This window comes from Candidatus Puniceispirillum marinum IMCC1322, from assembly GCF_000024465.1.
In the GTDB taxonomy this organism is placed as follows: domain Bacteria; phylum Pseudomonadota; class Alphaproteobacteria; order Puniceispirillales; family Puniceispirillaceae; genus Puniceispirillum; species Puniceispirillum marinum.
Map to the genome: position 1 here is coordinate 1,597,918 of NC_014010.1, position 25,323 is coordinate 1,623,240.

Sequence of the window (25,323 nt, forward strand, 5' to 3'; positions counted from 1 at the left end):
TTCTGCCATGTCATATGCGGTGGCTATTCTGGTCACTCTATATATATGATGCCATGCCATGACCGCCCCTGCGACGCTTTGCATAATGTCCTGGGTATAATATCTGGGGGCATAATGTCCTCGGTAAAATCAAATTGATGTCCTGTCATAGCTAGTTTATTTTTGTGTTTCACTTCATAGTAAAAAGATCATCAACATGTCCAAAGTCAGCTTTAACAAACCCTTCACCCAGCAAGAAGCCATTCCGGAAGACGGTATCGCCCGTGCGGTCGAAATCATGCGCTCTGGCCGTTTGCATCGCTATAATCTGGTTGCTGGCGAAGATAATGAAGCGAGCTTGCTGGAACAGGAATATGCCACATGGCAGGAAGTTGATTACTGCATCGCGGTGACCTCAGGCGGCTATGCGATTCAGCTGGCGTTGCGTGTATGTGGCGTCAAGCCAGGCAACAAGGTTTTGGCTAATGCCTATACGCTGGCGCCGGTGCCTGGCGCGATACATAATGTTGGCGGTGTTCCAGTTCTGGTTGATATTGACGATAATTATCACATTGATCTGGATGATCTTGACGCCAAGGCAGCCAGTAGCGGCGCAAAATATCTGCTATTATCGCATATGCGTGGCCATATCGCCGACATGGATCGTGTGACCGAAATATGCGCGTCACATGACATAACGTTAATCGAAGATTGCGCGCATACGATGGCGGCAAAATGGCGTGGTGTACGCTCAGGTAATTTTGGCAAGGTCGCTGCCTTTTCAACGCAGACATACAAACATATGAATTCGGGTGAAGGTGGATTCCTGACAACAAATGATCCTGAAATAGCTGCGCGGGCCATTGTGTCATCAGGCTCCTATATGCTGTACGGGCGTCACGGCGCGGTTCCTGCCGAAGAGGTTTTTGAAAAGGTGAAGCTAATTTCTCCTAACTATTCCGGGCGCATGGATCATATGCGGGCGGCATTGTTGCGTGCGCAGCTTCCGCATATTGAAGAAAAAGCAGCACATTGGAATGCACGCTACGATCTGTTGCATCGGCGCTTTAGCCAGATGAAAGGCGCATCTATCCCCGAACGTAAGCAGGTCGAAGCCTATGTCGGATCATCGATACAATTTCGTGCTGATGGGTTAACACGCGAACAGATTCCTGAATTTATCGCAGCCTGTAACGCACGGGGCGCTGAACTAAAATGGTTTGGCGATGATGAACCAAAAGCCTTTACCAGCCGCTATGACAGCTGGAAATATATTGATGATATTCCGCATCTGCCCAACACGCAAAAAGTGCTGGCCAACACGCTTGATATGCGTATCCCTCTGACATTTGATGAGGATGACTGCACCCTCATTGCCGATATTATTGAGGATGAGCTGTCACACTACCTATAGTTCATTAGCCAATTTTACCCTGCACAGCTGTTTATTGTCCTTGCCAGCCATGCCTCTTAGCGTGCAAGGTTGTGGATGATGTTTTATTTCGGACAACGTCGTAAAATTTTATATGTGAATATATTTCAGGAGAGAAAAATGCTTAAAAAAATTGCTTTGGGGATGGCTGCGGCCAGCGTAGCATTTGTACCATTGGCAGTATCTGCAGACGGGCATAAATGCACCAACGATACATGGAACAAGATCATGTCACGCGGCAAGATCGTTGTCGGCGTTAAAGCTGACTATAAGCCATGGGGCTATCGTAACTCGGATGGTAGTCTTGTTGGCATGGAAATCGATATGGCCAAAGACGTAGCTGCCAAAATGGGCGTTGAGCTTGAAATGGTACCCGTTCAGTCATCGAACCGTATGCAGTTCCTTGAGCAGGGCAAGACAGACTTGTTAATCGCAACCATGTCTGACCGTCAAGACCGCCGAGAAATTGTCGGTATCGTAGGTCCTAACTATTATACATCAGGTACCAATGTTATGGCGCCAAAAGCACTTGGTTTGACCAGCTGGGAAGATCTTCGTGGTAAGCCTGTATGCGGCAAGCAGGGCGCATTCTACAACCAGATCGTTGAAGAGCGTTATGGTGCCCAGGTGATTGCCTTTACCGGTAATGCCGAAGCCAAGCAGGCCCTTCGTGACAAGAAATGTATCGCATGGGTATATGATGACAGCTCAATCGGTTCTGACCTGAGTTCAGGCCAATATGATGACTTCGAAATGCCCTTGCAGTCTGAAGACGACAACCCATGGGCATTAGCTGTTCCATTGGGTGAGCGTAATTGTGTATTTGGTCGCTTCATGTCAGGCATGCAGTTCCAGTGGCATCAGGATGGTTCATTGATCGAGCTGGAAAAGAAGTGGGGCATCAAGCCAACACAGTTCCTAGTGAATTATAACAACCGCATGAAAGACTGGCTGGCTGACTAAATTCACTTGCTAACATTTCAAGCAATCCCGCCGCTTATATCAGTGGCGGGATTTTAAGGTTTTTTATGGAATATTTAGCTGATTTTTTTCGCCATATTGCTGAGGAATATCCAAGGTGGAATTTCATCTGGATGTATCAGCCTGTTCAACAGGGGAAAATTCTTTCCGGTATATGGATGACAATTCAACTGTCGGTGGCCTGTCTATTGCTTTCGATGGTTATTGGTATTCTCGGTGCCTTTGCACAGGGAAGTCGTAACGCCTTGCTGCGAAATTTTGTCCAGGGCTATATTCAGTTTTTTCGCAATACGCCTCCCTATGTGCAGTTGCTGTTTTTCTATTTTGCGCTTGGGCAATTCACCCCGACCTATAGCCCCGATGGCTGGCTTGAAGTGCCTATCATCTCGAATGTTGGGTGGGCGATCATTTCACTTTCCTTTTTTGCCGGCGCTTTCAATGTTGAGATTTTTCGCGCGGGCATTGAAGCGGTTCCTGAAAGCACCAAGGAAGCGTCCGAATCGCTTGGATTCACGCGCGGCCAGACATTTCGCTATGTCGTGTTACCATTGGCAGCTCGGGTATCCTTGCCAGCGTTGAACAATAATCTGGTCAATTTGGTGAAAACCACGACACAGGCGTTTGGCATTGCCGTGCCCGAATTGCTGTATCAGTCAGTGGTAATATGGAATGACTATCCCTCGGCACTTTATCCGACAATGCTATTGGTATTTGTCGTTTACATCCTGCTTGTCGGCATTCTGGTGTCGGGCATGAATAAATGGGAAAAGAGTATGAGGATACCTGGCTATGGCGCGTAACATTCCCGGGATAACAGGTCGTTCACGCACCGACTTTGCCGTATTGAAACCCTTTCAGCTCCCCGGCAAACCCAGTCATGAAATGAATATGACCGTCTGGCTTGCAAATTTGCCACCATGGACAGGGCTAGTGCTAATGCTGCCCTTGCTTTTATGGCCCTTTACCAGCCACGCAGCAGGATCTTTCACACTCATAACGGCCTTTGGCATTCTGACAAAATGGATGCCATTCCTGTTGAAATCAGGGTTTCTATTCAACATTGTCATTTCGTTGTTTTCGATGCTATTTGGCACCATCTTTGGCATTATTCTAGGGCTGGCGCAAATATCAAAGATAGCACCTATTCGCCGGTTGTCATGGTTTATCACCCAGCTATTCCGTAATTCGCCATGGCTAGTGATTCTGTTCATCGTATTGCTGGCATTGCCTTTTGAAATCGTCATCTTTGGCTATATCATTTATGTGCCTGACTGGATGAAAGCCGTCTTTGGCCTGTCTTTACCGATTATGGCCAATATTTCCGAAATTGTGCGTGGTGCCGTTCAATCGGTGCCAACAGCACAGTGGGAAGCATCCGAAAGTCTGGCATTCAGTCGTCAGCAAACATTATGGCGGATCATTCTGCCACAATGTTTCAAGCGGATGATTCCACCATGGATGAACTGGTATGCTATTTTGACAATGGCGACACCGCTATGCTCGCTTTTGGGCGTTGAAGAGATTATCACCCTGTCACGCCAGGCGATGGAGGCTGAAAACAACCATCCAGAATTGCTGGTGCCGTTTTACAGCTTCGCGCTTGGCCTGTTTTTCATTTATTGCTATCCGATTGCCCGCTTTACGATGCGTCTCGAACGCAAATATGCAGTCAAACTATAGGAGACTCATATGTCTGTCTGGACCAAGAAAGACCCTATCGTTTCTATTCAAGATGTACATAAATCCTTTGGTGATCTTGAAGTGTTGAAGGGCGTATCACTTGACGTCATGAAAGGTGAAGTGATCTGTATCATCGGGCCGTCAGGTTCGGGGAAATCAACATTAATCCGCTGTGTGAATGCGCTTAACGATATTCAGGGGGGCTCCATCAAAGTTGAGGGGGTTGAAGTGTCAGACCCCAACTTGGACAAGCTGGCTTTGCGTAAAAAGGTTGGCATGGTTTTTCAGCAATATAATCTGTTTCCGCATAAAACCGCCCTTGAAAACATTATGATGGCACCGCTTCTGGTGCTTAAACAATCGCCTGAAGACGTTGAAGCGCATGCGCGCTCGTTAATTCGGAAAGTGCGGCTTGAGGGCAAGGAAAACAGCTATCCAGGTGAGCTTTCGGGCGGACAGCAACAGCGGGTCGCCATCGCGCGCTCACTGGCCATGAGCCCGCATGTGATGCTGTTTGACGAAGTGACAGCGGCGCTAGACCCTGAAACCGTAAAAGAGGTTCTGGTCACCATCAAGGATCTGGCCGCAGAGGGCATGACATGTATTCTGGTGACGCATGAAATGGGGTTTGCCCGTGAAATTGCCGACCATATCTATTTCACAGATAATGGGGTGATTGTCGAACATGGGCCGCCGAAGACCTTCTTTGCAAAGGCCAAAGACCCGCGGACGAAAGAATTTCTGGATCAGATTTTATAAATTTTACCTGATATAGTGAAAATCCGTATTTTGTCGTTTTGAAAGCAGTAATTGATCATTTCACATACTATATAATATATATAATTAACGTGTTGTTTAGCCTGCGAAAAATAACCTTTTCTAATAACATTAGAATTTTGAAAATTAGGTAATGGCTTGCAAATTGCATAATCTAGGATCAGGGTAAATATATAAGTTAGGATAGAAGGAGGCTTGCTATGGCAAGTATGTTAACCCCGTTAGAAAATGAAGATTCCTATTCACTAGCGACAAAAGCACGGATTGAGGACATTCTTGATAAATTCATCGAAGATCTGGAAGATCTTGGAAATGATGACGCTGTTGAAAAAATATTGAATGCTGAAAAAATTGTTGTTGATAAGAAAAACCGCCGGGTAAGTGATTTTGTCGAGGTTATTTATGATGAACTAACCAAGGGCATATCCGTGCGCGTCGTCATCAAACGTGACGACCTTATTGACCCCATTACCGTGATCATCAAAGAAAGTGGCTTCAACCGAGTAGCGCGTGTCGGCAGAACCAATATGATGGACGTTAAGCTGCCCAAGCCAACATTTGAGCAACTTGAAGCATTGAGCGAAAAAGTTGACCAACTACGTACAACTGCAATTAACAAAGCAACCGCGATTAAGGCTGATTCTCTGCAACGTATCAAAGCTGGTATGGACAAAGAATATCTTGAAGCGCCTGAAGCCAAGAAGGCCACCGAACAGATTGAGTTAGTGCTTCGCGAAGTCGCAATGCACATTCGTGTTATCGCACGGATCAAGCAAAAGAAAATGCTGAAAACGCAATTTGTCTGGGAAGACAAAGAACAACAGATGCTACTCGAACCACTAATGAAAAAAGCAATCTATCGCGGCATCGTCAAATAGAGTTTATGTTGTCACTTTGGATTGATGCGAGGGTGTAATGCGTTTCGGGATAACCCGCCAAAAGCGAATATTTGGTTATATGTTCATTATTGGATTGGGGCTTTTGGCTGCCCTAGCTCAACCTGTCTTCGCCACATCAAAAAATATGCCCTGCGCGGTGCGAGTCATGTTTCAGGATGATGAGGTTGGCGTTGCCACTTTATATGTCCTATCAACTCAAATCAAAAACACTGCGCCGCGCGCAATTTCGGGCGTGTCCCTTTTACTATTCGATGAAGCTGGCAAGAGCATGGGTAATTCCAACGCGCATTGTGGCGAGGATGCAAGCGGGCTTGGTGGTGGCGAGACCGGCCAATGCGCAAAAGTCTTGCAAACCATATCTGGCAAAATGATGAAAAAGCTTGGCCATGAAACATGGGTCAACACGGTCAATGATCAACTTGCCCAGTTAAAGGACATTACCCGGTGCGAGATGGTCGGCGTTAACTATACCGATTAAGTCACGCTTTCACCGCTTTGCATTGCATGGTAACGTGCCGCCAGATAACTGTAGGCTATAGGCTATAAGATGCGTTTTTCCAATTTTACATCCCATTATAGCCCAGCCACCTTTGGTACTTTGTTGGCCATTCTGGGCGTGCTTATTTTGACACCTGACACGCTGGTCATGCGGCTGTCCGGACTTGAAAAATGGCCATTAATGGGGTGGCGTGGTATTTTGATGGGCGTCACCCTTTTATGTATCTGGCGGTTATTTCCAAGTCAAAACAGATGGCGGGAACTTCGTAGCCTTGGCTCATGGCAAGGGATTTTGGTGATCATCGCTTTTGGGTTTAACTCGATCACCTTCACACTTGGAATAGCCGAAACCTCGGTTATCGTTGTTTTGACCGCGGTGGCACTGATGCCCTTGATCGCCGCGATGCTGTCCTTTTTCATGTTAGGTGAAAAGCAAGGCTGGCTTGGCTGGCTAACCATCATGCTGGCAATGCTTGGTGTTATTATTGTTGTGATGGATGGCGGCAATGCGCTTGGCCAACCACAAGGTTCGGTATGGCTTGGCGCTGTTTTTGGTCTTGTCACGGCCTTTGGGCTGGCTTTGACCTTTACCATAACGCGGAAATATCCGGCCTTGAGCATTTTACCCGCTTGCGCGCTTGGATCCTTGCTCAGCGGTATTGTCGGCTTTGCGCTTAGTGCTGATGGCACGATCTTTACCGCGCCGGTCTGGACGATTGTGACGATGGGCATAATTATTCTGCCTTTGTCATTTACCTGTCTTGGCATTGCCCCACGCTATACAAGCTCCGCCATTGTCAGCCTTGTGATGCTGCTGGAAATGGTAATTGGGCCATTCTGGGTCTGGCTTGGCATTGGTGAACGTCCTACAACGACGATGATCGCGGGCAGTCTTTTTGTACTTTGTGTTCTGATTTTTCATGTCGTACGCACCAGCCACATAACACCACCCACACAACCGTAAGGCGGCATCTGTGATCGCGCCACTCACACCCACACCACGCTTTGGCTATGGCAAACTCGATGCCCGCTGCGATTTTTGTAGCCGCACTCGAAATCCACATCCCGATTTTGACGAACCAATTCCCACCGCCTTATTTACAACCGCATCGGGGCGCGCCGTGGAATTATGCCTGTCCTGTTATGAACAGGAACGCGATGCGGCGATGCCATCAACCGCAACCTTGGCCCAGAGACTTGATCAAAAAATATCCACCAAAGACAGTCTTGGCTCCAGCCTCAAACCAAGCAAACACAAATTCACTTAGCGACCTATCGTATTATAATGTCGGGCGGGTCAAAAGCTGTCATCGGTGGGGCCGCATCGTTATATTTTTGCACCTCGACAAGACATGACATGGCTGCCGGACCTTGCGTCATATTTGACGTGCCTAGATCATGCGTCAGAACATTGGGATTGCCATGCTTACATAACAGCTTGCCATCCGCCGTTATCATCGGGTCAAGCCACGCCCCTGTTGCCATCTGCACCACATCAGGGCGCACATCGTCACTGATCACCAATACAGCCAGGCAAATACCTCGATCATTATACACCTGCACCAGATCACCATCATGCAAACCGCGCGCAGTAGCATTATCTGGATGCATAGTCACCGGTTCACGCTGATTGATTTTGCCTGCACGGCTATGACTTCCATGATCAAGTTGCGAATGTAATTTGGTATGCGGCTGATTGGAAATCAGATGCAGCGGAAAGGCATCACCCGCATTGCCAAGCCATTCGTTAGGTTCGCGCCAGACCGGATGCGGCGCGATATTCATATCCTTGTCAAAACCCGCAATGGTTTGCGAAACGATTTCGATTTTGCCACTTGCTGTATTCAACGGATTGGCGACCGGATCATCGATAAAATCGCCAATCATGATATGGGGCTTTTCTGGCCCCTCAATCTTTACCCAGCCTGTCTGCTTCAGACTATCAAGTGTGGGCAATGTCACGCCTTTTTCGGCAGCCATACCACGCGATGTTTCATACATCCACTCTTGCCAGGCGATCATATCACGCCCTTCGGTAAAGGATTCCTCGACACCCAAATGCTTGGCAATATTGGCAAAAATATCATAATCATTTCGTGCGTCCCCAACAGGTGGCATCACCTGTTCCATCATGACAATAAAGGGGTCACGCGGATTGAGCATAATATCAGGACGTTCCAGATGCGTCGTACAGGGCAAAATGATATCGGCATGTTTTGCCAGCGTGTTCCAGCACCATTCATGTACAATCACCGTTTCTGGCTTCTGCCATGCTTCGATCAGCCGTTGCAGATCCTGATGATGGTGGAACGGATTACCACCTGCCCAATAGACAAGCCGGATATCCGGATAGGTGTAACGACCGCCATTATAAACAAAGTCCGTTTCCGGATTTAAAAGCATCTCTGATATACGCGCGACAGGAATAAAATCATCAACCGCGTTCTTACCTTGGGGCAATGCAGCAAAATTCAGCATCTGCCGGTGCATACCAACCGAATTTGTTGCCCCATAACCAAAACCAATGCCGCCGCCTGGCAAACCGATCTGACCAAGCATCGCCGCTAGGGCGGTCGCCGCCCAATAAGGCTGCTCGCCATGATCTTGGCGTGTCAGCGACCAACTTACCGATAGCATTGTTCGTGATGCCGCCATTCGCCGCGCCAGCGACCGGATTGTATCAGCCGGAATATCTGACAATGGCGCCGCCCATTCAGCAGATTTAGGCACCCCGTCACCTTGCCCTGTCACATAATCAGCAAAAACATCGAAACCATTTGTGTAACGTGCGAGAAATTCGGAATCATGCAGATCTTCGGTGAGCAGACAATGCGCCAATGCCAACAGGATCGCCGTATCGCTACCTGGTCGGGCGGCCAGCCATTCGGCATCAACCCGCGCAAGCATGTCCGAACGTATCGGTGATATTGAAATAAATTCAGCCCCTCTTTGCCGTGCCTTTTCCATAAGACCGACCTGGCTGTGATCACCAGTACCACCACTGGCAATCTGGCAATTACGTGCGGGAAAGCCACCAAAACTGATAAATAGTTCGGTTGATGCGGCGACTGATTCCAGACTGGTCTGGCCATACATTATGCTACCAAAGCTACCCAGCACATGCGGCAGAATAACCTCGGCCGCGGCATAGCTATATGTATTGACCGACCGGGTGTAGCCGCCAATGCAGTTTAGGAAACGGTGCAACTGGCTTTGGGCATGGTGAAATCGTCCCGCGCTGGCCCAGCCATAGGAACCACCGAAAATGGCCTTATTGCCAAAATCATTCTTTACCCGGGCAAGCTCATTGGCAACCAGCGCCTCTGCCTCGTCCCATGTCATCTGAATAAATGGATCTTGACCACGTTTGTCGGTTGCTGCACCCGGCCCATGCTCCAGCCAGCTTTTGCGCACCATTGGCATTTTGATACGCGAGGGCGCATCCAGCACATCAACTATGCCTGATCCAATAGGTGACGGGTCACTATCTGCATCGAAGGGATGAAGTGCCGTAACCTTGCCTGCCACCGTCTCGACCCGATAGGTACCCCAATGCGAACTGGTTAAAGGCAGGTTGTCATATTGTGAAGATATTGTAACTTTTTCGTCCATTCGCCTATGTAATCAAAGTACCTGTGATAAAGCAAGACAGATCATATTACGTCACTTAAAGCGGCTAGCACGGTGCGGTAATTGGTGGTGATTCTGGCATGGTTGATATGCTGTCCATTCTGCACCATATGCCGTCCTGCTGACCACATATCGGATATTTGGGGTCACAATATTACGACGATTTACATGGTGCGCCACATGGCGCGCAGGCATTACCCAGATCACTAGGTGCTCCGATATCCTGCAATACCGGACTCATCATATGATCTGCAATGGCCAGCGCAAACACGGCGCAAAGCAAAAGCACATAAACCACTTTCGGTGTAAATATTTGTGACGATTTTATGCGCATCATATCATCCTAAAAGCCAAATATCGCCCGCAGCCGGATGCCCAGCACACTGCCTGCCATTGCCATCGCAAACCAGATCCAGCCATGTACGCTACCCGATGCTGTTCCAGCCAGAAACGCGCCAATATTACAGCCAAAACCAAGCCGTGCGCCGACCCCCATCAAAACCCCACCAAGCGCCGCGGCAAACAGCTGCGCCGCATCTGGCCAGCTGGCCTTACCAAAAGCACCTGATAGCGACGCCGCAAGACCAGCCCCCACAATCATGGCCAAATCCATCAGGCTACTCGTATCAGAAAGTACCGAATGCGTTAGCGCGCGTTTGGGCCCTGGCCAGTTCCAAAATGTAGCTTGCTCAATCGGCACACCGATGAAGCTAGCCATCTTGGCACCCCATAATGTAAAACCAAAGGTCACACCCCACGGGTGACGTGACACCATGAACACAGCCCAACACAGAACCGCAATCAGAATGGTCGCCCCCAACATGCGCTTGGTCAGATAGATACCTTGGCGGCGACCAAACCAGAAAAACAAACCTGCCGCACCAAGTAAAAGCACTAGATTCACCACAAGCTTGCCAGCTAGGGGCAGATGCTCACCTATCTCGATGGGGTCAAGCGCACCAAATGCCAGAACCGGTGGCAGAATAACCGAACCGATTACCGAGCCCAGCACAAAAAAGGGCAAGGCAACAATCATCCGGCCTGACCCGCCGCCAAAACTGAACAGAACGCCAGAGCCGCATCCATTCGCCAGCTGCATGCCAACGCCAAACATGAACGCACCGACAAATAGCGAAATCGATACAGGAGCCAGTGATCCGCTAGGGCCAATGCCTGACGCCGTGACCGGAATAAACACCAATGCGCACAAAGCCGCCAGAATGAAATGCAGACTGACCGCACTACCATCACCTGTTTGCAAAAACTGGCGCCAGCCAGATGCAAAACCATATTGGAACCCCATAAAGGTCATGCCAAGCGCAACACCCAGCCCCACAAGGCTGAGGCCATGCCGACCACTATCGAGAAAGGCCAGACCTGCTAACACGCATCCACATATCAGGATAATGACAAATAAGGATATTTCGCTTTGGCGAAAAAAAGACCCGACCTCATGCGACGTCGGGGCTAGTTTTTGTTTAGGCGTGAATATACGCATCACCAGTCCACTTCAAATAGTTGATCCCGATATTGCTTAGCTAAGCAAGTCGCCCATCAACTTTTTTAATTTATCCATGTTCGACATGGCCGATGTATCAAGTGGTAAATCACTATGCGCTGTCCATTCAACCATAGAACCATCATAGAGCCGGACATTATCATGACCAAGCACTTCTGACATGACAAACCAGTTTGTCGCCGCCCAATGGCCTGTGTTGCAGTAACTCACAATAGTTTTATCGTCCATATCATCGTAAATATTTTCAAGCTCTTCCCTGCTTTTCAGACGGTTTTCGTCATCGGCATAGGCATGGGCCTGCGATATCAGGATTGCAGATGGGATACGGCCAGCTTTTTCGGCCTTTGGATGCTTGGCTTCGGCATAGAACTGGCTTGTGTTACGTCCATCCACCAGAACAGCTTCGCCCGGATTATTGACATAACTGGCAACATCTTCGGTGCCAATATAGAGCTCGGGCTGGAACTGGGCTACAAAGTCACCCGCTTCGGGCGCCACAAACGGACCCTGTTCAATCTGATCGGGATAATTTGCCCGCCATCCGGCAAAGCCACCATCAAGAATCGAAACATGCTCATGACCAAATACCTTGAATGTCCAATAGGCGCGTGCCGAACTGCCAAAATCGGTTGATGAGACACCAGCTGGCACAATCACAACATGCGTTGATGCCGACACCCCTAGACGACGTGCTAGGCTTTCAAACTGTTCTGCTTCGGGTAATAAGCCAACGATGCCATCACGGCCTACCCGCCAGCCATCCGTCAGATAATTAGAATGAATGGCTCCGGGAATATGACCTTCAAGAAAGGTTTCATAATTGCCTTTATCGATCTTGTTGCGCAGATCAATAACGGTGATATTTTCATCATTAAGATGTTCTGACAGCCACGCAGCTGATACTAATGGCGTTGCAAAAGCGGTTATGGGCGCCATGATAAAGGCGCTCATAATAAACGTGCCTAGAATAATCATCTTTGCCACAAATTTTTGTGCTGTAATTTGCATAGACCTATCTCCATTGATAGCCACATGTCGCATGTGGCTCATAAATGCACGGACAGGCCTCAACCCACCGCGCTAAATTGCTTCTAGCCTGTAGATAGAAATTATTTTCGAAATATTAAAGGCTAAACCCATATCAATAGATGTAATTTTTATAATCATTACGTTGCATGGTATTTTATTCTATTTACTAAGTAATTTTGACAATTTCAAAAATGCAAATCCTGCACCCTGTCCACCACAAATCGACATTGCCCGCAGGTCATCAGCGCGTCTTTAAGGCCAGTCATTGACGCCGGATGCAAATAGGTCACTAATAGGACGCACAATAAACCCATACGGCCATCATATCACGCCGTCATCACAATATCACCAAAGGGCCAACGCCATTTCAAGTCAACCCGCACATGTACCGCTTCACGCTAGGCCACAACAAATGGCCAAAGGTCTGACCTTTATGGCGATTGGCATGTTTCTGTTCGCCACCGTAGATACGCAAGCAAAATTTCTCACCGAAATCTATCATCCTGTGCAGATCGTCTGGATACGTCAGGTTGGACTGCTTGTTGGCGTCATTGTGCTACTGCTCATGCGTGGTATGAATGTTTTACAAACCGACCATAAAAAATTACAAATCCTGCGTGGCACCTTTGCCGCCATATCCCCTCTCTGCTTTGTTATGGCCATCAGCTTTGTGCCACTTGTAGATGCTATGGCGGTTGGTTTTATTGCCCCTTTTATTGTCACTATTCTGGGCGCTACATGGCTTAAGGAACGTGTTGGCATTCATCGCTGGGGCGCGGTGATTGTTGGTTTCATCGGCACGCTTATTGTTATCAGACCTGGCTTTGGCGCGATGCATCCGGCGATCTTTTTTGTATTTATTGCTGCCTCTTTATTTGCCGCACGGCAAATTCTGTCACGCTATCTCAGCACAACGGATAACACATCGACCACCCTTGCCTATACCGCGCTTACTGGGAGCTTCTGGTTAACCTTATTGATCCCTTTTTTCTGGCATTGGCCCGTTGAGCCGTTCCATTTATTACTATTTGGCTCAATCGCATTATCCGCGGCCATATCCGAAATCTTTGTTATCAAAGCGCTTGAAATCACCCAGGCGGTGGTTCTGGCACCTGTCCAATACAGTCTCATTATATGGGGAACGATGTATGGGTTTCTTGTGTTCGGTCAGCTACCAGATCGCTGGACATGGATCGGCGCGGCCATCATTATCGCAGGTGGTTACTACACATTTCATCGCGAAAGACTGAACAAGCAAAAAGCTAGCAAGATGTCACTATAGGCACCATGCTGTCATAGGTTACAGCAAAGTCAGCACAGCTTCGGGCGGGCGTCCGATCACGGCCTTGTCGCCATAGGTCACGATTGGCCGTTCGATTAATTTTGGATAGTGGGTCATGAGCGCAATGATAACATCATCAAGAGTGGCATCATCAAGCGTGGGGAGTGGGGCAATATGCGCCTTATAATCAGCCTCACCTGTTCGTAATATATCCCGCGCACCAAGGCCAAGCTTTGCGAGCAACTCTTTGATCTCACTCTGGCTTGGCACGTTATCAAGATATAGAACAATCGTGGGTTCGATGCCCCTTTCGCGAATCAATGCCAGCGTCTGGCGCGATTTACTGCATCTTGGATTATGATAGATCGTTACTTCATCCATGTGATAGCCTCATTTCAAATGCCTGAAACTGAAACATTCAGACCATGTCGAACTTTAGTAGGTGATTAAACATCGTCACATACAAATTCATCTAACATACTTAAAGACCCACCAGATCAAAGCACGATCACACACTTATTATAATGTAATGTAATGCCTGTCATCCCGCATCACATTCTATGGGCTGACATGCGTATCAACTTGTATTAAGCATATTCCCGTCGCCTCAATAACCTGAAAGATACAATCATGAAAATCGATAATACACCAAACTCTGTTTTGATTTCGGGAGGCACACAGGGACTAGGTCTGGCGGTAGCCCGTAGCTTGGTCGAAAATGGATGTCGTGAAATTATCCTCGCCGGACGCACAGCAGAAACTGGTGCCCGCGCCCAGGCCGAGATCACGGCGCTTGGCGCCACCTGTCATTATATCCAGACTGATATTTCCGACGCCACACAAGCAAAGCGTCTGATTGAAACGGCGATCACCCATTTTGATGGCTTAAACAGTCTGGTGAATGCCGCCGCCACTACATCGCGAGGCAGTCTGGTCGATACCGATCTTGACCTATGGGATGAGCATATGAATATAAATTTAAGAGGACCATTTTTATTGATGCAGGGGCTGACACGGCATCTTCTTGCCAGGCAGGCAGCGGGCAGTATGGTCAATATATTATCAACGTCGGCGCATGTAGGACAAAGCTTTCTGACTGCCTATTCAACTTCAAAAGGGGGCTTGCTGACTTTGACAAAGAACACGGCCAACGCCCTGCGTGCAGATAAAATACGTGTGAATGCGGTGGCACCTGGCTGGATGGATACACCCGCCGAAGCAGAAATTCAAAAACGGTTTCACGGCGCAGATGATAACTGGGTTGAAAAGGCCGAAGCCACCATGCCGATGGGACAATTGGCCAAACCGGCACAGCTAGCCCCGCTTATTACCTATTTACTCAGCCCGTCTTCGGGAATCATTACCGGTGCAACCATTGATTACGATCAACAGATCATCGGCGCCGTACCCGAATAATGTCTTGATCCGGAATAGTCCCCTGATCAAGAACGGCCTCATACATCTTTAGACAGGGCAAAGTCTGACGCCGATTCCTTTACCTGTAGGTGATAAAAAGGGAAATAACTTCTGTGTTATTTTAAAATTTTAGAAATATTTACTAACAAATGCTGACAAAATAGAAACGGAGCATAGTCGATCAGATAAGCACAAATACTTATGGACAGTCGCTATACATTGATAGACAGTATTAACAATTCGTTCACAATTCGAATGTCAAAATTACTTCATAAAAATCTGGGAGGATTGAAATGAAAAAAGAACTATTATCACTTACGCTGGGTGCCATGCTTACCGTCGGTGCAGCAGGAACCGCCGCGGCAAAGGTAGAAGGGGATACTATTATCCTTGGCTCATCTATTTCGCTCACCGGTAAATATGCAACTAACGGACTGCATACTCAGCGCGGTTATGACTATGCTGTTGATGTGATTAACGCCGCTGGCGGTGTAAAAGTTGGCGGTAAAAGCTACAAGCTAGCCGTGAAATATTACGATGACGAATCAACACCTGCGCGTGGTGCGCAGCTTGCCGAGCGCCTCATCCAGCAGGATGGCGTCGATTATATGCTTGGGCCATACAGCTCGGGCATGGTCAAGGCGATTGCCCCTGTTTCGGAAAAATTTGGCGTGCCAATGGTTGAGGCCGAGGGTGCATCTCGTTCACTCTTCACGCAGGGCTATAAATATCTCTTTGCGGTGCTGTCAACGTCAGAGCAGTATCTGGCAACCGCCATCGATATGGCCGCGGCCAGCACCAGTGATCCAAAAAGCATCCGTGTAGCTATGGCGTTTGAAGGCGATCCATTCTCAATGGACGTGCGTGCCGGTGTTGTTGACAAGATCAATGAATATGGCATGAAAACCATCATTGACGATCAGTTGCCAGCCGATTTGTCAGATATGTCCACAACACTGACCAAGGTTAAAGCACTTAAGCCAGACATCTTGATCGTATCAGGTCACTCAAAAGGTGCCGCGACTGCAGCACGTCAGATTGACGAAATGAAAGTAAATGTGCCGATGATTGCCATGACGCACTGTGAAGCTGCAAAGGTTCAGGAGAAGTTCCCGAAAACGTCAACTGGTTTCCTATGTCCAACACAGTGGGTTGAAACCTTGTCTAAGTCTGACCCGATGTTCGGTTCTGCTGCTGAGTGGAACGCAGGCTTTAAAAAGGCCTATCCATCATACACATCTGTCCCATACCAGTCTGCTCAGGCATCTGCCGCAGTATATGTCTGGAAAGAGGCATTTGAAGCGGCTAACAGCTTTGACAAAGATACCGTCAGAGACGCTATTGCCGCCGTTGAAATGGAAACATTCTATGGTGACATCAAGTTCTCCGAAAACGGAAACAATATCGCCAAGCCAATGTTCATGCGCCAGATTGGTGCAGACAGCAGCTACTCTCTTGTCGAGAAGTTTGGTGACATGACGTTCCCACGGAACGTTAACTACTAAAATAAGAAAGGGAAGACAGCTTTGTTGTCTTCCCTTTTCTGCAGTCACTCATCCCGGAGCAATCTATGCTAGATAATCTGCAATTACTGTTTGTTTGGGCGCCAGTGATCAACATCCAAATCATCCTCGAAGGTATCTTTGTTGGCGCCGTGTTCGCCCTTAGTGCTTATGGTTTGGCGTTGGTATGGGGCGTCATGAATATCAAAAATCTGGCACAGGGTGACTTTGTCATTATGGGCGGATACATGGCGCTTGCCTTGACAAGCGCCGACGTTCATTTGGCGCTGACTATGGCAATCGTTATTGTGTCCATGTTCATATATGGCTGGATTGTCTATGTCGTTATGATCCGGCGCATCATTGATCAGGACATGTTTGTATCTTTGCTGGCGACCTTTGGTTTGTCGCTGCTCATGCAACAAGTCATGAACCTTATTTTTGGTCCGGAAGTTCAAACCATCGATATGGAGCTTCCTGTCTATGAAGCCTTTGACGGTATGGTGACAATTCCATCATCCAAAATTATCTCGCTAATCATGGCCGCAGTGATCGCCATCGTTGTCATTCTATTCATGAAAAAATCACGCACAGGTCAGGCCATTCGCGCCACCGCACAAGACGCGCGGGCGGCGCGGGTTCTGGGCATTGATACAGACCGTGTATATGCCTTCACCTTTGCCTTTAATGCGGCACTATGTGGCGCGGCAGGTGTTCTCGTGTCGATTATCTGGGTTATTCAGCCGTTCTACGGCATTACCTATTCGGTGCGCACCTTTGCCATTGTTACAGCCGCCGGACTTGGCAATCTGCCAGGTGTTATCACCGCCGGTTTTGGCATTGGCCTTTTCGAAAAATATACCGGAATGATTTTGGGCACCGCTTATGAAGTGGCAGCACCAGTAAGCATTCTGCTTCTCGTCCTTATCTGGCGTCAAATCTCAATGCGAAGAAATAGACAGGTAGTCAAATGATCAAATCTAATAACCTGATAACCTATGGAGCACTTGGGGCTTTGGGGATTTTTGGCCCCATTCTGTTCCCGGATTATACGCTGTCTATCGCCTATTTATGGATGATGGTGCTGATGGCATCTACCTGGGATACGCTTGGTGGCCAGATGGGCTATAACTCGCTTGGCAATATCACCTTCTTTGGGGTGGGCATGTATGTATCGGCGATTGTCCAGATATCCATGTTCTATGAAGGCGGTATGGGTGAATACACATCGGCGATGGGATCGATCAAGCCGGAATTTACCGATAATGAATATTTTCTCGGCCTGTATGTTGGGATTATATGTGCTGGCTTGGTGGCTTTGGTGCTATCGGTCATCTTCAGTTCATTCATGTTTGGCTTACGCGGCCCCTATTTTGCCATTGGCTCGCTTGGCTTGGCTATTGCCGCAGCAGAAGTGACAATCACCATCGACTATGTTGGTGGCGCATCGGGTATTTCAATGCCGCTATTCCCGGGTGATATCGAATTCAGATCAACCTTCTTCTATATTTTATGTTTTCTGTTTGCCGTGGTGGCGCACTTCCTTCTGCGCTGGCTTTATTCGACCCAGTTCGGTCTGGCGATTAATGCCATTCGCGATGACGAGGATAAAGCCGAAGCTATGGGCATCCCAACCCTTATCTATAAGCAAATCGGCTGGGGTATAGCCGCCTTCTTTATGGGTTGTATTGGGGCTGTTGCTGGTAATATGGCAGGCTTTATTGACAAAGAAGTCGCCTATCCTATCCCGACATTTGGCATTTTCATGGTGGCTATGGTTTTGCTTGGTGGCAAGGGCACTTTATGGGGCCCTGTATTGGGTGCCATCCTGTTCCATGTTGTCAAGGAAACCACATGGACCTACCTTCTGAACCTGCAATGGATTGCGCTTGGATTAATTTTGATCATCAATATCGTGTATTTCCAGCAAGGCATAATGGGCTGGTTGCAGGATAAGTTCCCAGAACGATTTGGCATCGTGGTTGATCCGTCAAACACACAGTCTGACGCCCAGAGTGAAGGAGACGCCAGATGAGCGATCCGATTATTGAGGTAAAAAATGTCTCTAAATCCTACGGCGGCGTAAAGGCCAATGTGGACATCACCATGAAGGTCGAGCGCGGCTCTATTACCGGCATCATCGGGCCCAATGGATGCGGCAAGACAACTTTGTTTAATTCGATTGTGGGCTACCATCCCATCGATAATGGCTCGATCTCGTTTGATGGCGATGAAATTTCAAAATTGCGCGTTGGTGATATTGCCCGGCTTGGCATGTTACGTACATTCCAGCAAACCCGGATTTACGGTAAAATGGATTGTGTAGATAATATGCAGATTTCAGTCTCGCATCGTCCAGACTCCAAGGTTTCATTGTTTGCCAGCCGCAAGGGTGAAATCCGCGAGCGTGCCGAACATCTTCTGGAATTTGTTGGTCTTTATTCAAAACGCAATCTGATTTCGGGTGATTTGTCATTCGGCCAGCAAAAACTGCTAGAACTGGCAATGGCCTTGATGAATGAGCCAAAAGCACTTTTGCTTGATGAACCAACAGCCGGTATCAACCCTACACTGATCAACGGTTTGATCGATAGATTGCGCCGCGCTAACGAAGAACTTGGCATTACCTTATGCGTGATTGAGCATAATATGCGGGTCATCATGAATCTGGCCTCACATATCTATTGCCTGTCAAACGGGCAGATGCTGGCCGAAGGCAAGCCAGCAGATTTGCAAAACGATCAACGCGTGATTGATGCATATTTGGGAGGTCACTGATGGCCCAGCGTACTGAAAAGAAAACTGCCGCAAAGACAGCTGGTGCCACAAAGGCGACTGTCAAAAAGACAGCTACAAAGTCTGCCACAAAGAAAGCCACACCTAAAAAATCTGCCGTGAAAAAGAGCCCCAAGAAAGTTGCCGCAAAGTCTGAAAAAGGCGTTAGCGGCTATGGTTCTGGTGGTGTCGATGTGGTGATGACAATTGACCAGATTGCCAAGGAAGCGGCCTCGATATCGGCATCAGCCCCAAAGGTCGGTGAGCTTGAAAAGCTTGCAAATAATGACCCTTTCCTCAGCATCAACAATTTACGTGCTGGTTATGGCAAAATGGAAATTCTGCATGACTTCAATCTCCGCATTGCACAAGGTCAGTCATTGTGTCTGATTGGGCCAAACGGGGCTGGTAAATCAACAGTCCTGCACTCGATTTTTGGATTCACAAATATTTTTTCTGGTTCCATCACTGTTGGTGACAAGGACGTAACGCGCCTCACCCCGTCGCAAAAACTATCCGATGCTGGCATTGCCTATATTTTGCAGGATAAATCAGTCTTTCCGCAAATGACGGTTGAAGAAAACCTGCTCATGGGTGGGTTTTTGAAAGATAAACCTGTCGAAGCCAAGGCCGCAGCCGAAATGGTATTTGATAAATATAGCCGCCTTGCCGAACGTCGTAATAAACCTGCAGGTGTTCTATCTGGCGGTGAGCGCCGGCTTCTTGAAATATCCAGAGCATTGGTCATGCAGCCGCAAGTGTTGCTGGTTGATGAACCATCCATCGGCCTTGAGCCACGCTTCATCGATATGGTCTTTGAAATTCTCGAAGATTTACAGCGCAAGGACGGCAAGACCATCATCATGGTTGAGCAGAACGCCAAGAAAGGCCTCGCCTTTGCTGATATTGGCTATGTCCTTGTATCTGGCGAGACAGCGATCGCGGATGAAGGCAATAAATTGCTTGATAATCCAGATGTGGGCAGACTGTTCCTTGGCGGCTAATCCTGCGCCTGCCAGCAACCTTACGCACCACTCTAATATCTCGGCAATGCCACGGCCTATCGTGTATGTCGTTGCTACGCTGAGATATCTTTCATAACGGTCAGAAATTGCGACACTTCCTGAATGCTATTGTAATGGCACATGGATACGCGCACACAGCCATCAAGGCCAAGCGGATTCAGAATATTGCCTGAATAGTGATCAGCTTTTCGCAGATGCGTCCGAATCCCCTGTTCGTTAAGGCTGGTGACGACATCAGCCGAGGCCATACCCTCAACATAGACCGAGACAAGGCCTTCGCGCGCGGCATTCTCGACACCACCGATAATATGCACCTTGGCCATATCGGCCAGCCCGGGCAAATTGCCAGTGCCATGAATCATAGCGTCGGTCAGCGATTTCTCATGCGCGTGAATGGCTTTGCCTGCGGCAACAAATTTGCCCCGCCGATCTGCATCACCTGCAACTTGTCCGCCTAGCCATTCCAGATAATCCGCTACCTCTGACAACGCTGCATAAGCACCCGTATCACGCGTTCCCATTTCCCAGTTATCCTCTGGCCCCCCTGAAAGGGAATCATGGGGCAATGCGGTCAGCCTGTCAGAAATCCAGGCCAGGCCATAGCCATGCCGTGAAAACATCTTATAGGGCGATATCACATAGCCATCAACATCATAGGCATCGATATCGATCATGCCATGGGCAGCATGCTGAATGCCGTCAACAATGATAAAACAATCTGGCGCGACAGCGCGTATCGCGGCTGAAATGGCACCAACATTCATACCCATGCCTGTCACTGGTGATGTATGCAATATGGTCGCCACACGCGTTTCAGCGGTGACATGGCGGGCATAATCCGCGGCGGTCACCAGACCTTTGGCATCATCATGCGGGATCATAACATGGGTCTTATTGCTGATCTTCGACCAGCGGCCACAGGCACTGCGCGTCGCCGGATGTTCAACAGTTGACCCCAGCACAACACCATCAGAGGCAACGCCCAGACAGGCATTCATAATCAGGCGGAATAAAAGTTCGGTACCACTTTCACCAACAAAAAACTGTCCGGTTGACGCATTCATCATCGCCCGCATATCTGCTTTGGCCTTGTTAATAACACGCACCAGCTCGTGTGAACCGGGGTTGTCACGTCCCTGATTATCTGGGATGGCAGCATATCTTTGGGCGCTTTCGACAACCGCATTCAACGTAAGCGCACCACCAGCATTCTCAAAAAACACACGGCTACCTTGCACTGGACAGTGATCAACCTGGGCGAATTTATCTCGGATATCATTTAACATGTCGCTGGTAATTGTGGGCATCGGGTGCACTTTCTAATTCGTGTAGTAGTTAATACAGGGTTATTATTCTATTAGATATCTGAACATTATCATAAAACGTTATGGCGGGCACTTTGTAAAGCCAGACCAGCAACGCTTTTAGGCCAGACCATTAAAGACCAAACGCGCGCCCATAATCATAAAGGCAATCAACACAGCCTTACGAAACATATCTTGCGAAATATGCGCGCGAAGCATTTCGCCAATGCGAAATCCGATAAGCGCTGCCCCAAGCCCAAGCAATGATTTTATCACCGCAACCATGGTCAGTACCCCTGACATGAACAGCCCCACGGCAAGCGGGACACTGCCAACGAGAAACAGAAATCCAGTCGCAGCGATAAAGCCTTCCTTGGGGGTTTTGCGCGCCATTAAATACATGACCACAGGAGGTGACCAGATTGAGCTCAACCCGCCTAATATGCCCGATATCACACCCGCACCCAGCTGCCAGCTAACACCCGGCCCGATGCTGAATGACAATCCAAACAGCCATTGTGACGCAAAAGCAATCATCGCCACACCAATCACGATTGTTAGAATTTCTGTCGGAAACGCGGTTATATGCCAGGCAGTTACAAAGATGCTGATCATGATCGCAAGCGCAAAGACCTTATAACGTCGTGCCGTTTGAAACCGGTCTTGTGACCGCGAAAACTGATAGATATTTGTCACAATAATCGGCAATAGAAGCAGCACGATGGCTTCAGTCGGCTCGAAAATCAGCGTCAGAAGTGCCATGCCTGCCGCTGGCAAACCAAGTCCCAGAAAACCTTTTATAATCCCCGAAAACAGGAAAATGGCGATGATGGCACCAATGATGACAGGATCAAGTGATGGTAATAAAGATGCCATGAGAAAATCAGTCATAATTATGTTCACTAGCCCTGATCAATGACCATTCATATGCGATTATCAGACAATTTGTGTCACTAATCTACCCAGTCCCTCTATGTCGCCTGTCAGAACATCACCCTTGGCAACAGGGCCGACACCAGCAGGTGTTCCCGACATAATCAAATCACCTGCGGTAATATCGTAAAACCGTGACAGATAAGAAATCATTTCTGGCACTTTCCAGATCATCTGGTTTAGATCTCCATCCTGTCGTATTTCACCATTAATGCTGAGCGAAATACGACCTGCGTCCAGATGCCCGGTCTTGGAGGCTGGCACTAACGCGCTCATCGGGGCAGACCGTTCAAAAGCCTTGCCAATTTCCCATGGGCGGCCTGTCTTTTTGGCTTCCCCTTGCAGATCACGGCGCGTCATATCAAGCGCGATTGCATAGCCATATACATGCTGCATCGCATCATCTTCGCTGATATTCGCACCACCACTTTTCAACGCCACCACCAGTTCAATTTCATGATGCACATCACTTGTTTGCGGCGGATAGGGGAACGTCCCGCTGATATCAATATTCTGTGCATTTTTCTGGAAAAAGAACGGGGCTTCCCGGTCTGGATCATGTCCCATTTCAATCGCATGATCGGCATAGTTACGTCCGATACAATAGATCCGGCGCACGGGAAACGCGGCATCCATTCCCTCTATAGGCAAGCTCACCTGTGCTGCTGGCGTAAATATATAATCCATTATATGGCTATCCTTTTCTGCTTCGTACAAAATTCATGAATTTGCTGTTACGCTTTTACCTGAGGTTTCACATCCATGAGATGCTGTTCACACTATATATCAACTGCGATGAATGCTGCGCTAAAATTCGCATATATTTGCAATTCATATCCCTATGCAGATAGATATCTACAGTACTCACACTCGTTTTTTGAAATATTCAGGCCAAATTGATGTATGTTTGTCAGGCAATCTATTCAGGCCGTAAACCTTGTCCCTTTTTCAAAACGCTGCCATTCGTGCACATAAAGTCCCCGTCCATATGCTTGGCATTAGCCAGATTGTGGCTTATGGCGCGTTATTTTATGCGTTTGCGCCGCTTAAAACGCATATTGCAACCTTATTAGATACATCCGAAGCCATAGTCATGACTATTTTAAGTCTGGCGATAGTCACGCAGGCCTTATTAACACCCCTGGTTGGTAGCTGGGCTGACCGGTTTGGTGCATTGAATGTTCTCAAGCTGGGATTTTTACTAGGCGCAAGTGGCTTCTTTGGTCTTGGCGCATTGGAATTTGCATTCCTGACCAGCTTTTACTGGCTTGGCCTCTGCTTTGTCTTAATCGGTATCGGCCTTGCCATGTCCACCTATGAGGTTGCCTTTAGTGCCGCCGTGCAGTTTGACGAGATCAATTCACGAAAGAATATTTCCATAATCTCTTTTTATGGCGGCGTTGCCAGTACTCTCACATGGATATCGATCTATCCGCTTATCAGTGTTATAGGATTGCTTTATGCCTGTCTGGTATTGGCTGCCATTCTTCTGGGTTTCAGCTGGCTAATATCAAGATATAAGCACGAACGCTATCATCCGGCCAAACAGACCAAAGCCGAAAGCAAACCATTCCGATGGGGCTTGCTTTCCACAGCCGAAAAGCGGGCCATCATTATCCTCGCCAGTGCCGGCGGCTTTGAATATTTTTTATTTTCGGCCACAACGTTATTATGGGTTAACTGGTTCCAGCTACAATTTGAAAATGCTTTTCTTGCTGTCATTCTAGCTAGTATTTATGGCCCGTTTCAGGTTGTAGGCAGACTTGTTGAAATGAAATTTGGCCATCATATCGATGCCCGCATTACCGGTCTCGTGGCTGGTCTTTTGATACCACTGTCGCTGATATCCCTATTGGCTGGCACTTTGCCTTTAGCGATAGTGGCTATGGCATTATTTGGTATGGGACATGGTATTTTGACGGTGTCTTTTGGCTTTGTGACCAATCTTTATTTTGGCGCTGATGTATATGGTCGGGCTAAAGGCTGGATCGGTATGCCGCGTGTTGTCGGTTTGGCAATTGGCCCAAGTATTGGCGGCTTTTTACTTGCCTTTAGCGAACATGTTTTCATATCTGTTATGATTATGTTTGCCATCGCCAGCGCGTTGCTATTTGCCAGCCTGATGCTGATCAAGCCAACAAACCCCGTGCATATAGCATCCACGCGCTAGGTTGCTTGCAACCAGAAATGCCATAGGCCTAAATAGGCTAGGTGATTTACGTTTTGATCTAGAGTTTTTGAATAAGCAGGTTAATTTTTTTCAACCGTTTGGACAGAATTTTCTGCTCTTCATTTATTTCGTTTATTTCAGATTTTAGATTTGAAATTAACTTTCCGGTGCGGCCTCTTGCTGGCTTTGTTGCGCTGCCGCTATGGCCTTCTTCGGCAATGAAATAGGTCGGACTGACGCCCAATATACCAGCCATTGATACAAGCTTATTAACACGGGGTTCGCTGCTATCATTTTCCCATGATGCAAGCGTTGATGGGTTAACACCAACAAGATGAGCGAGCATGTTTAGGCTTAATCCAACTTGCTCACGGCATTTGAAAATTCTGCCGCCAAGAGTGCTATCAATATTGCCATCTGACAGGATATTAGAAGATGAATTTTTAACGGGCACAATTTATCCTATTTACGACTCTAGTCCAAAATAAGCCA

26 protein-coding genes are annotated in these 25,323 nt (G+C 48.0%); 17 read left to right on the forward strand and 9 right to left on the reverse strand.

Going from position 1 to position 25,323, the window contains the following annotated elements:
- Positions 1–196: 196 nt before the first annotated feature.
- The 9 genes from SAR116_RS07430 to SAR116_RS07470 all read left to right on the forward strand — a co-directional run bounded on the left by SAR116_RS07430 (position 197) and on the right by SAR116_RS07470 (position 7,514).
- Positions 197–1,393 (forward strand): DegT/DnrJ/EryC1/StrS family aminotransferase, encoded by a 1,197-nt coding sequence (locus SAR116_RS07430; RefSeq protein ID WP_013046312.1) that lies wholly within the window; start codon positions 197–199, stop codon positions 1,391–1,393.
- Between the two features lie 138 nt (positions 1,394–1,531).
- A complete protein-coding gene (locus SAR116_RS07435) occupies positions 1,532–2,374 on the forward strand; it encodes a transporter substrate-binding domain-containing protein (protein ID WP_041860847.1) in 843 nt (280 codons plus the stop codon).
- Positions 2,375–2,439: 65 nt separating this feature from the next.
- Positions 2,440–3,192 (forward strand): amino acid ABC transporter permease, encoded by a 753-nt coding sequence (locus tag SAR116_RS07440; protein WP_013046314.1) that lies wholly within the window; start codon positions 2,440–2,442, stop codon positions 3,190–3,192.
- Positions 3,182–4,072 (forward strand): amino acid ABC transporter permease, encoded by an 891-nt coding sequence (locus tag SAR116_RS07445; protein WP_013046315.1) that lies wholly within the window; start codon positions 3,182–3,184, stop codon positions 4,070–4,072. Before SAR116_RS07440 ends, SAR116_RS07445 begins: the two co-directional genes overlap by 11 nt.
- A gap of 9 nt (positions 4,073–4,081) precedes the next feature.
- Positions 4,082–4,831: an amino acid ABC transporter ATP-binding protein gene (locus SAR116_RS07450; RefSeq protein ID WP_013046316.1), complete on the forward strand. Its 750-nt coding sequence runs from the start codon at positions 4,082–4,084 to the stop codon at positions 4,829–4,831.
- A gap of 218 nt (positions 4,832–5,049) precedes the next feature.
- Positions 5,050–5,727 (forward strand): hypothetical protein, encoded by a 678-nt coding sequence (locus tag SAR116_RS07455; protein ID WP_013046317.1) that lies wholly within the window; start codon positions 5,050–5,052, stop codon positions 5,725–5,727.
- Between the two features lie 166 nt (positions 5,728–5,893).
- Positions 5,894–6,226, forward strand: a complete 333-nt coding sequence (locus SAR116_RS07460) for a hypothetical protein (protein WP_148212272.1) — start codon at positions 5,894–5,896, stop codon at positions 6,224–6,226.
- Between the two features lie 69 nt (positions 6,227–6,295).
- A complete protein-coding gene (locus SAR116_RS07465) occupies positions 6,296–7,210 on the forward strand; it encodes a DMT family transporter (protein ID WP_013046319.1) in 915 nt (304 codons plus the stop codon).
- A 10-nt stretch (positions 7,211–7,220) separates the two neighbouring features.
- Entirely contained in the window at positions 7,221–7,514 is a 294-nt protein-coding gene (locus SAR116_RS07470) for a hypothetical protein (protein ID WP_013046320.1), read from the forward strand.
- Positions 7,515–7,518: 4 nt separating this feature from the next.
- On the opposite strand, the gene SAR116_RS07475 is transcribed toward SAR116_RS07470, so the two are convergent.
- The 4 genes from SAR116_RS07475 to SAR116_RS07490 form a co-directional block, all read right to left on the reverse strand.
- Positions 7,519–9,858: a molybdopterin-dependent oxidoreductase gene (locus SAR116_RS07475; protein ID WP_013046321.1), complete on the reverse strand. Its 2,340-nt coding sequence runs from the start codon at positions 9,856–9,858 to the stop codon at positions 7,519–7,521.
- A 172-nt stretch (positions 9,859–10,030) separates the two neighbouring features.
- Entirely contained in the window at positions 10,031–10,213 is a 183-nt protein-coding gene (locus SAR116_RS07480) for a hypothetical protein (RefSeq protein ID WP_238531130.1), read from the reverse strand.
- 6 nt (positions 10,214–10,219) lie between these two features.
- Positions 10,220–11,374, reverse strand: a complete 1,155-nt coding sequence (locus SAR116_RS07485; protein WP_013046323.1) for a YeeE/YedE family protein — start codon at positions 11,372–11,374, stop codon at positions 10,220–10,222.
- A 36-nt stretch (positions 11,375–11,410) separates the two neighbouring features.
- A complete protein-coding gene (locus SAR116_RS07490) occupies positions 11,411–12,403 on the reverse strand; it encodes a sulfurtransferase (protein WP_013046324.1) in 993 nt (330 codons plus the stop codon).
- A gap of 433 nt (positions 12,404–12,836) precedes the next feature.
- Between SAR116_RS07490 and SAR116_RS07495 the strand changes: the two genes are divergently transcribed.
- Positions 12,837–13,706 (forward strand): DMT family transporter, encoded by an 870-nt coding sequence (locus SAR116_RS07495; RefSeq protein ID WP_013046325.1) that lies wholly within the window; start codon positions 12,837–12,839, stop codon positions 13,704–13,706.
- Positions 13,707–13,724: 18 nt separating this feature from the next.
- Here SAR116_RS07495 and arsC read toward each other — a convergent pair whose 3' ends face one another.
- The gene (arsC, locus tag SAR116_RS07500) at positions 13,725–14,087 is read right to left on the reverse strand and encodes an arsenate reductase (glutaredoxin) (protein WP_013046326.1); all 363 of its coding nucleotides are present in this window, start codon (positions 14,085–14,087) and stop codon (positions 13,725–13,727) included.
- A 249-nt stretch (positions 14,088–14,336) separates the two neighbouring features.
- On the opposite strand from arsC, the gene SAR116_RS07505 reads away from it, so the two are divergent.
- From SAR116_RS07505 to SAR116_RS07530, 6 genes are all read left to right on the forward strand, one after another.
- Positions 14,337–15,122 carry an SDR family oxidoreductase gene (locus SAR116_RS07505; RefSeq protein WP_013046327.1) on the forward strand — a complete coding sequence of 262 codons (786 nt, stop codon included), beginning with the start codon at positions 14,337–14,339 and terminating at the stop codon, positions 15,120–15,122.
- A gap of 293 nt (positions 15,123–15,415) precedes the next feature.
- Positions 15,416–16,627 carry an amino acid ABC transporter substrate-binding protein gene (locus SAR116_RS07510; protein WP_013046328.1) on the forward strand — a complete coding sequence of 404 codons (1,212 nt, stop codon included), beginning with the start codon at positions 15,416–15,418 and terminating at the stop codon, positions 16,625–16,627.
- Positions 16,628–16,692: 65 nt separating this feature from the next.
- A complete protein-coding gene (locus tag SAR116_RS07515; RefSeq protein WP_013046329.1) occupies positions 16,693–17,598 on the forward strand; it encodes a branched-chain amino acid ABC transporter permease in 906 nt (301 codons plus the stop codon).
- Positions 17,595–18,659, forward strand: coding sequence for a branched-chain amino acid ABC transporter permease (locus tag SAR116_RS07520; protein WP_013046330.1), 1,065 nt, complete (start codon positions 17,595–17,597; stop codon positions 18,657–18,659). Before SAR116_RS07515 ends, SAR116_RS07520 begins: the two co-directional genes overlap by 4 nt.
- The gene (locus tag SAR116_RS07525; RefSeq protein ID WP_013046331.1) at positions 18,656–19,402 is read left to right on the forward strand and encodes an ABC transporter ATP-binding protein; all 747 of its coding nucleotides are present in this window, start codon (positions 18,656–18,658) and stop codon (positions 19,400–19,402) included. The genes SAR116_RS07520 and SAR116_RS07525 overlap by 4 nt, the downstream gene beginning before the upstream one ends.
- 197 nt (positions 19,403–19,599) lie before the next feature.
- On the forward strand, positions 19,600–20,403 hold the full coding sequence (locus SAR116_RS07530) for an ABC transporter ATP-binding protein (protein ID WP_049757581.1): 804 nt from the start codon (positions 19,600–19,602) through the stop codon (positions 20,401–20,403).
- A gap of 74 nt (positions 20,404–20,477) precedes the next feature.
- Here the strand turns inward: SAR116_RS07530 and SAR116_RS07535 are convergent, their stop codons facing one another.
- From SAR116_RS07535 to SAR116_RS07545, 3 genes are all read right to left on the reverse strand, one after another.
- Entirely contained in the window at positions 20,478–21,731 is a 1,254-nt protein-coding gene (locus SAR116_RS07535) for an aminotransferase class V-fold PLP-dependent enzyme (RefSeq protein ID WP_013046333.1), read from the reverse strand.
- A gap of 117 nt (positions 21,732–21,848) precedes the next feature.
- Entirely contained in the window at positions 21,849–22,619 is a 771-nt protein-coding gene (locus SAR116_RS07540) for a sulfite exporter TauE/SafE family protein (RefSeq protein ID WP_013046334.1), read from the reverse strand.
- Positions 22,620–22,664: 45 nt separating this feature from the next.
- Positions 22,665–23,348, reverse strand: coding sequence for a fumarylacetoacetate hydrolase family protein (locus tag SAR116_RS07545; RefSeq protein ID WP_013046335.1), 684 nt, complete (start codon positions 23,346–23,348; stop codon positions 22,665–22,667).
- A gap of 250 nt (positions 23,349–23,598) precedes the next feature.
- Between SAR116_RS07545 and SAR116_RS07550 the strand changes: the two genes are divergently transcribed.
- Positions 23,599–24,831, forward strand: a complete 1,233-nt coding sequence (locus SAR116_RS07550; protein ID WP_148212273.1) for an MFS transporter — start codon at positions 23,599–23,601, stop codon at positions 24,829–24,831.
- A gap of 58 nt (positions 24,832–24,889) precedes the next feature.
- Here SAR116_RS07550 and SAR116_RS13290 read toward each other — a convergent pair whose 3' ends face one another.
- Positions 24,890–25,285: a helix-turn-helix domain-containing protein gene (locus SAR116_RS13290; protein WP_013046337.1), complete on the reverse strand. Its 396-nt coding sequence runs from the start codon at positions 25,283–25,285 to the stop codon at positions 24,890–24,892.
- Between the last annotated feature and the right edge of the window lie 38 nt (positions 25,286–25,323).

Coding starts and splice junctions, on each gene's coding strand:
- SAR116_RS07480 (WP_238531130.1), bottom strand. CDS start 10,213: ATGATGCGCATAAAATCGTCACAAATATTTACACCGAAAGTGGTTTAT.
- SAR116_RS07520 (WP_013046330.1), top strand. CDS start 17,595: ATGATCAAATCTAATAACCTGATAACCTATGGAGCACTTGGGGCTTTG.
- SAR116_RS07535 (WP_013046333.1), bottom strand. CDS start 21,731: ATGCCCACAATTACCAGCGACATGTTAAATGATATCCGAGATAAATTC.
- SAR116_RS07525 (WP_013046331.1), top strand. CDS start 18,656: ATGAGCGATCCGATTATTGAGGTAAAAAATGTCTCTAAATCCTACGGC.
- SAR116_RS07540 (WP_013046334.1), bottom strand. CDS start 22,619: ATGACTGATTTTCTCATGGCATCTTTATTACCATCACTTGATCCTGTC.
- SAR116_RS07460 (WP_148212272.1), top strand. CDS start 5,894: ATGTTTCAGGATGATGAGGTTGGCGTTGCCACTTTATATGTCCTATCA.
- arsC (WP_013046326.1), bottom strand. CDS start 14,087: ATGGATGAAGTAACGATCTATCATAATCCAAGATGCAGTAAATCGCGC.
- SAR116_RS07445 (WP_013046315.1), top strand. CDS start 3,182: ATGGCGCGTAACATTCCCGGGATAACAGGTCGTTCACGCACCGACTTT.
- SAR116_RS07455 (WP_013046317.1), top strand. CDS start 5,050: ATGGCAAGTATGTTAACCCCGTTAGAAAATGAAGATTCCTATTCACTA.
- SAR116_RS07435 (WP_041860847.1), top strand. CDS start 1,532: ATGCTTAAAAAAATTGCTTTGGGGATGGCTGCGGCCAGCGTAGCATTT.
- SAR116_RS07515 (WP_013046329.1), top strand. CDS start 16,693: ATGCTAGATAATCTGCAATTACTGTTTGTTTGGGCGCCAGTGATCAAC.
- SAR116_RS07510 (WP_013046328.1), top strand. CDS start 15,416: ATGAAAAAAGAACTATTATCACTTACGCTGGGTGCCATGCTTACCGTC.
- SAR116_RS07485 (WP_013046323.1), bottom strand. CDS start 11,374: ATGCGTATATTCACGCCTAAACAAAAACTAGCCCCGACGTCGCATGAG.
- SAR116_RS07490 (WP_013046324.1), bottom strand. CDS start 12,403: ATGCAAATTACAGCACAAAAATTTGTGGCAAAGATGATTATTCTAGGC.
- SAR116_RS07505 (WP_013046327.1), top strand. CDS start 14,337: ATGAAAATCGATAATACACCAAACTCTGTTTTGATTTCGGGAGGCACA.
- SAR116_RS07475 (WP_013046321.1), bottom strand. CDS start 9,858: ATGGACGAAAAAGTTACAATATCTTCACAATATGACAACCTGCCTTTA.
- SAR116_RS07530 (WP_049757581.1), top strand. CDS start 19,600: ATGACAATTGACCAGATTGCCAAGGAAGCGGCCTCGATATCGGCATCA.
- SAR116_RS07495 (WP_013046325.1), top strand. CDS start 12,837: ATGGCCAAAGGTCTGACCTTTATGGCGATTGGCATGTTTCTGTTCGCC.
- SAR116_RS07440 (WP_013046314.1), top strand. CDS start 2,440: ATGGAATATTTAGCTGATTTTTTTCGCCATATTGCTGAGGAATATCCA.
- SAR116_RS07465 (WP_013046319.1), top strand. CDS start 6,296: ATGCGTTTTTCCAATTTTACATCCCATTATAGCCCAGCCACCTTTGGT.
- SAR116_RS07545 (WP_013046335.1), bottom strand. CDS start 23,348: ATGGATTATATATTTACGCCAGCAGCACAGGTGAGCTTGCCTATAGAG.
- SAR116_RS07450 (WP_013046316.1), top strand. CDS start 4,082: ATGTCTGTCTGGACCAAGAAAGACCCTATCGTTTCTATTCAAGATGTA.
- SAR116_RS07430 (WP_013046312.1), top strand. CDS start 197: ATGTCCAAAGTCAGCTTTAACAAACCCTTCACCCAGCAAGAAGCCATT.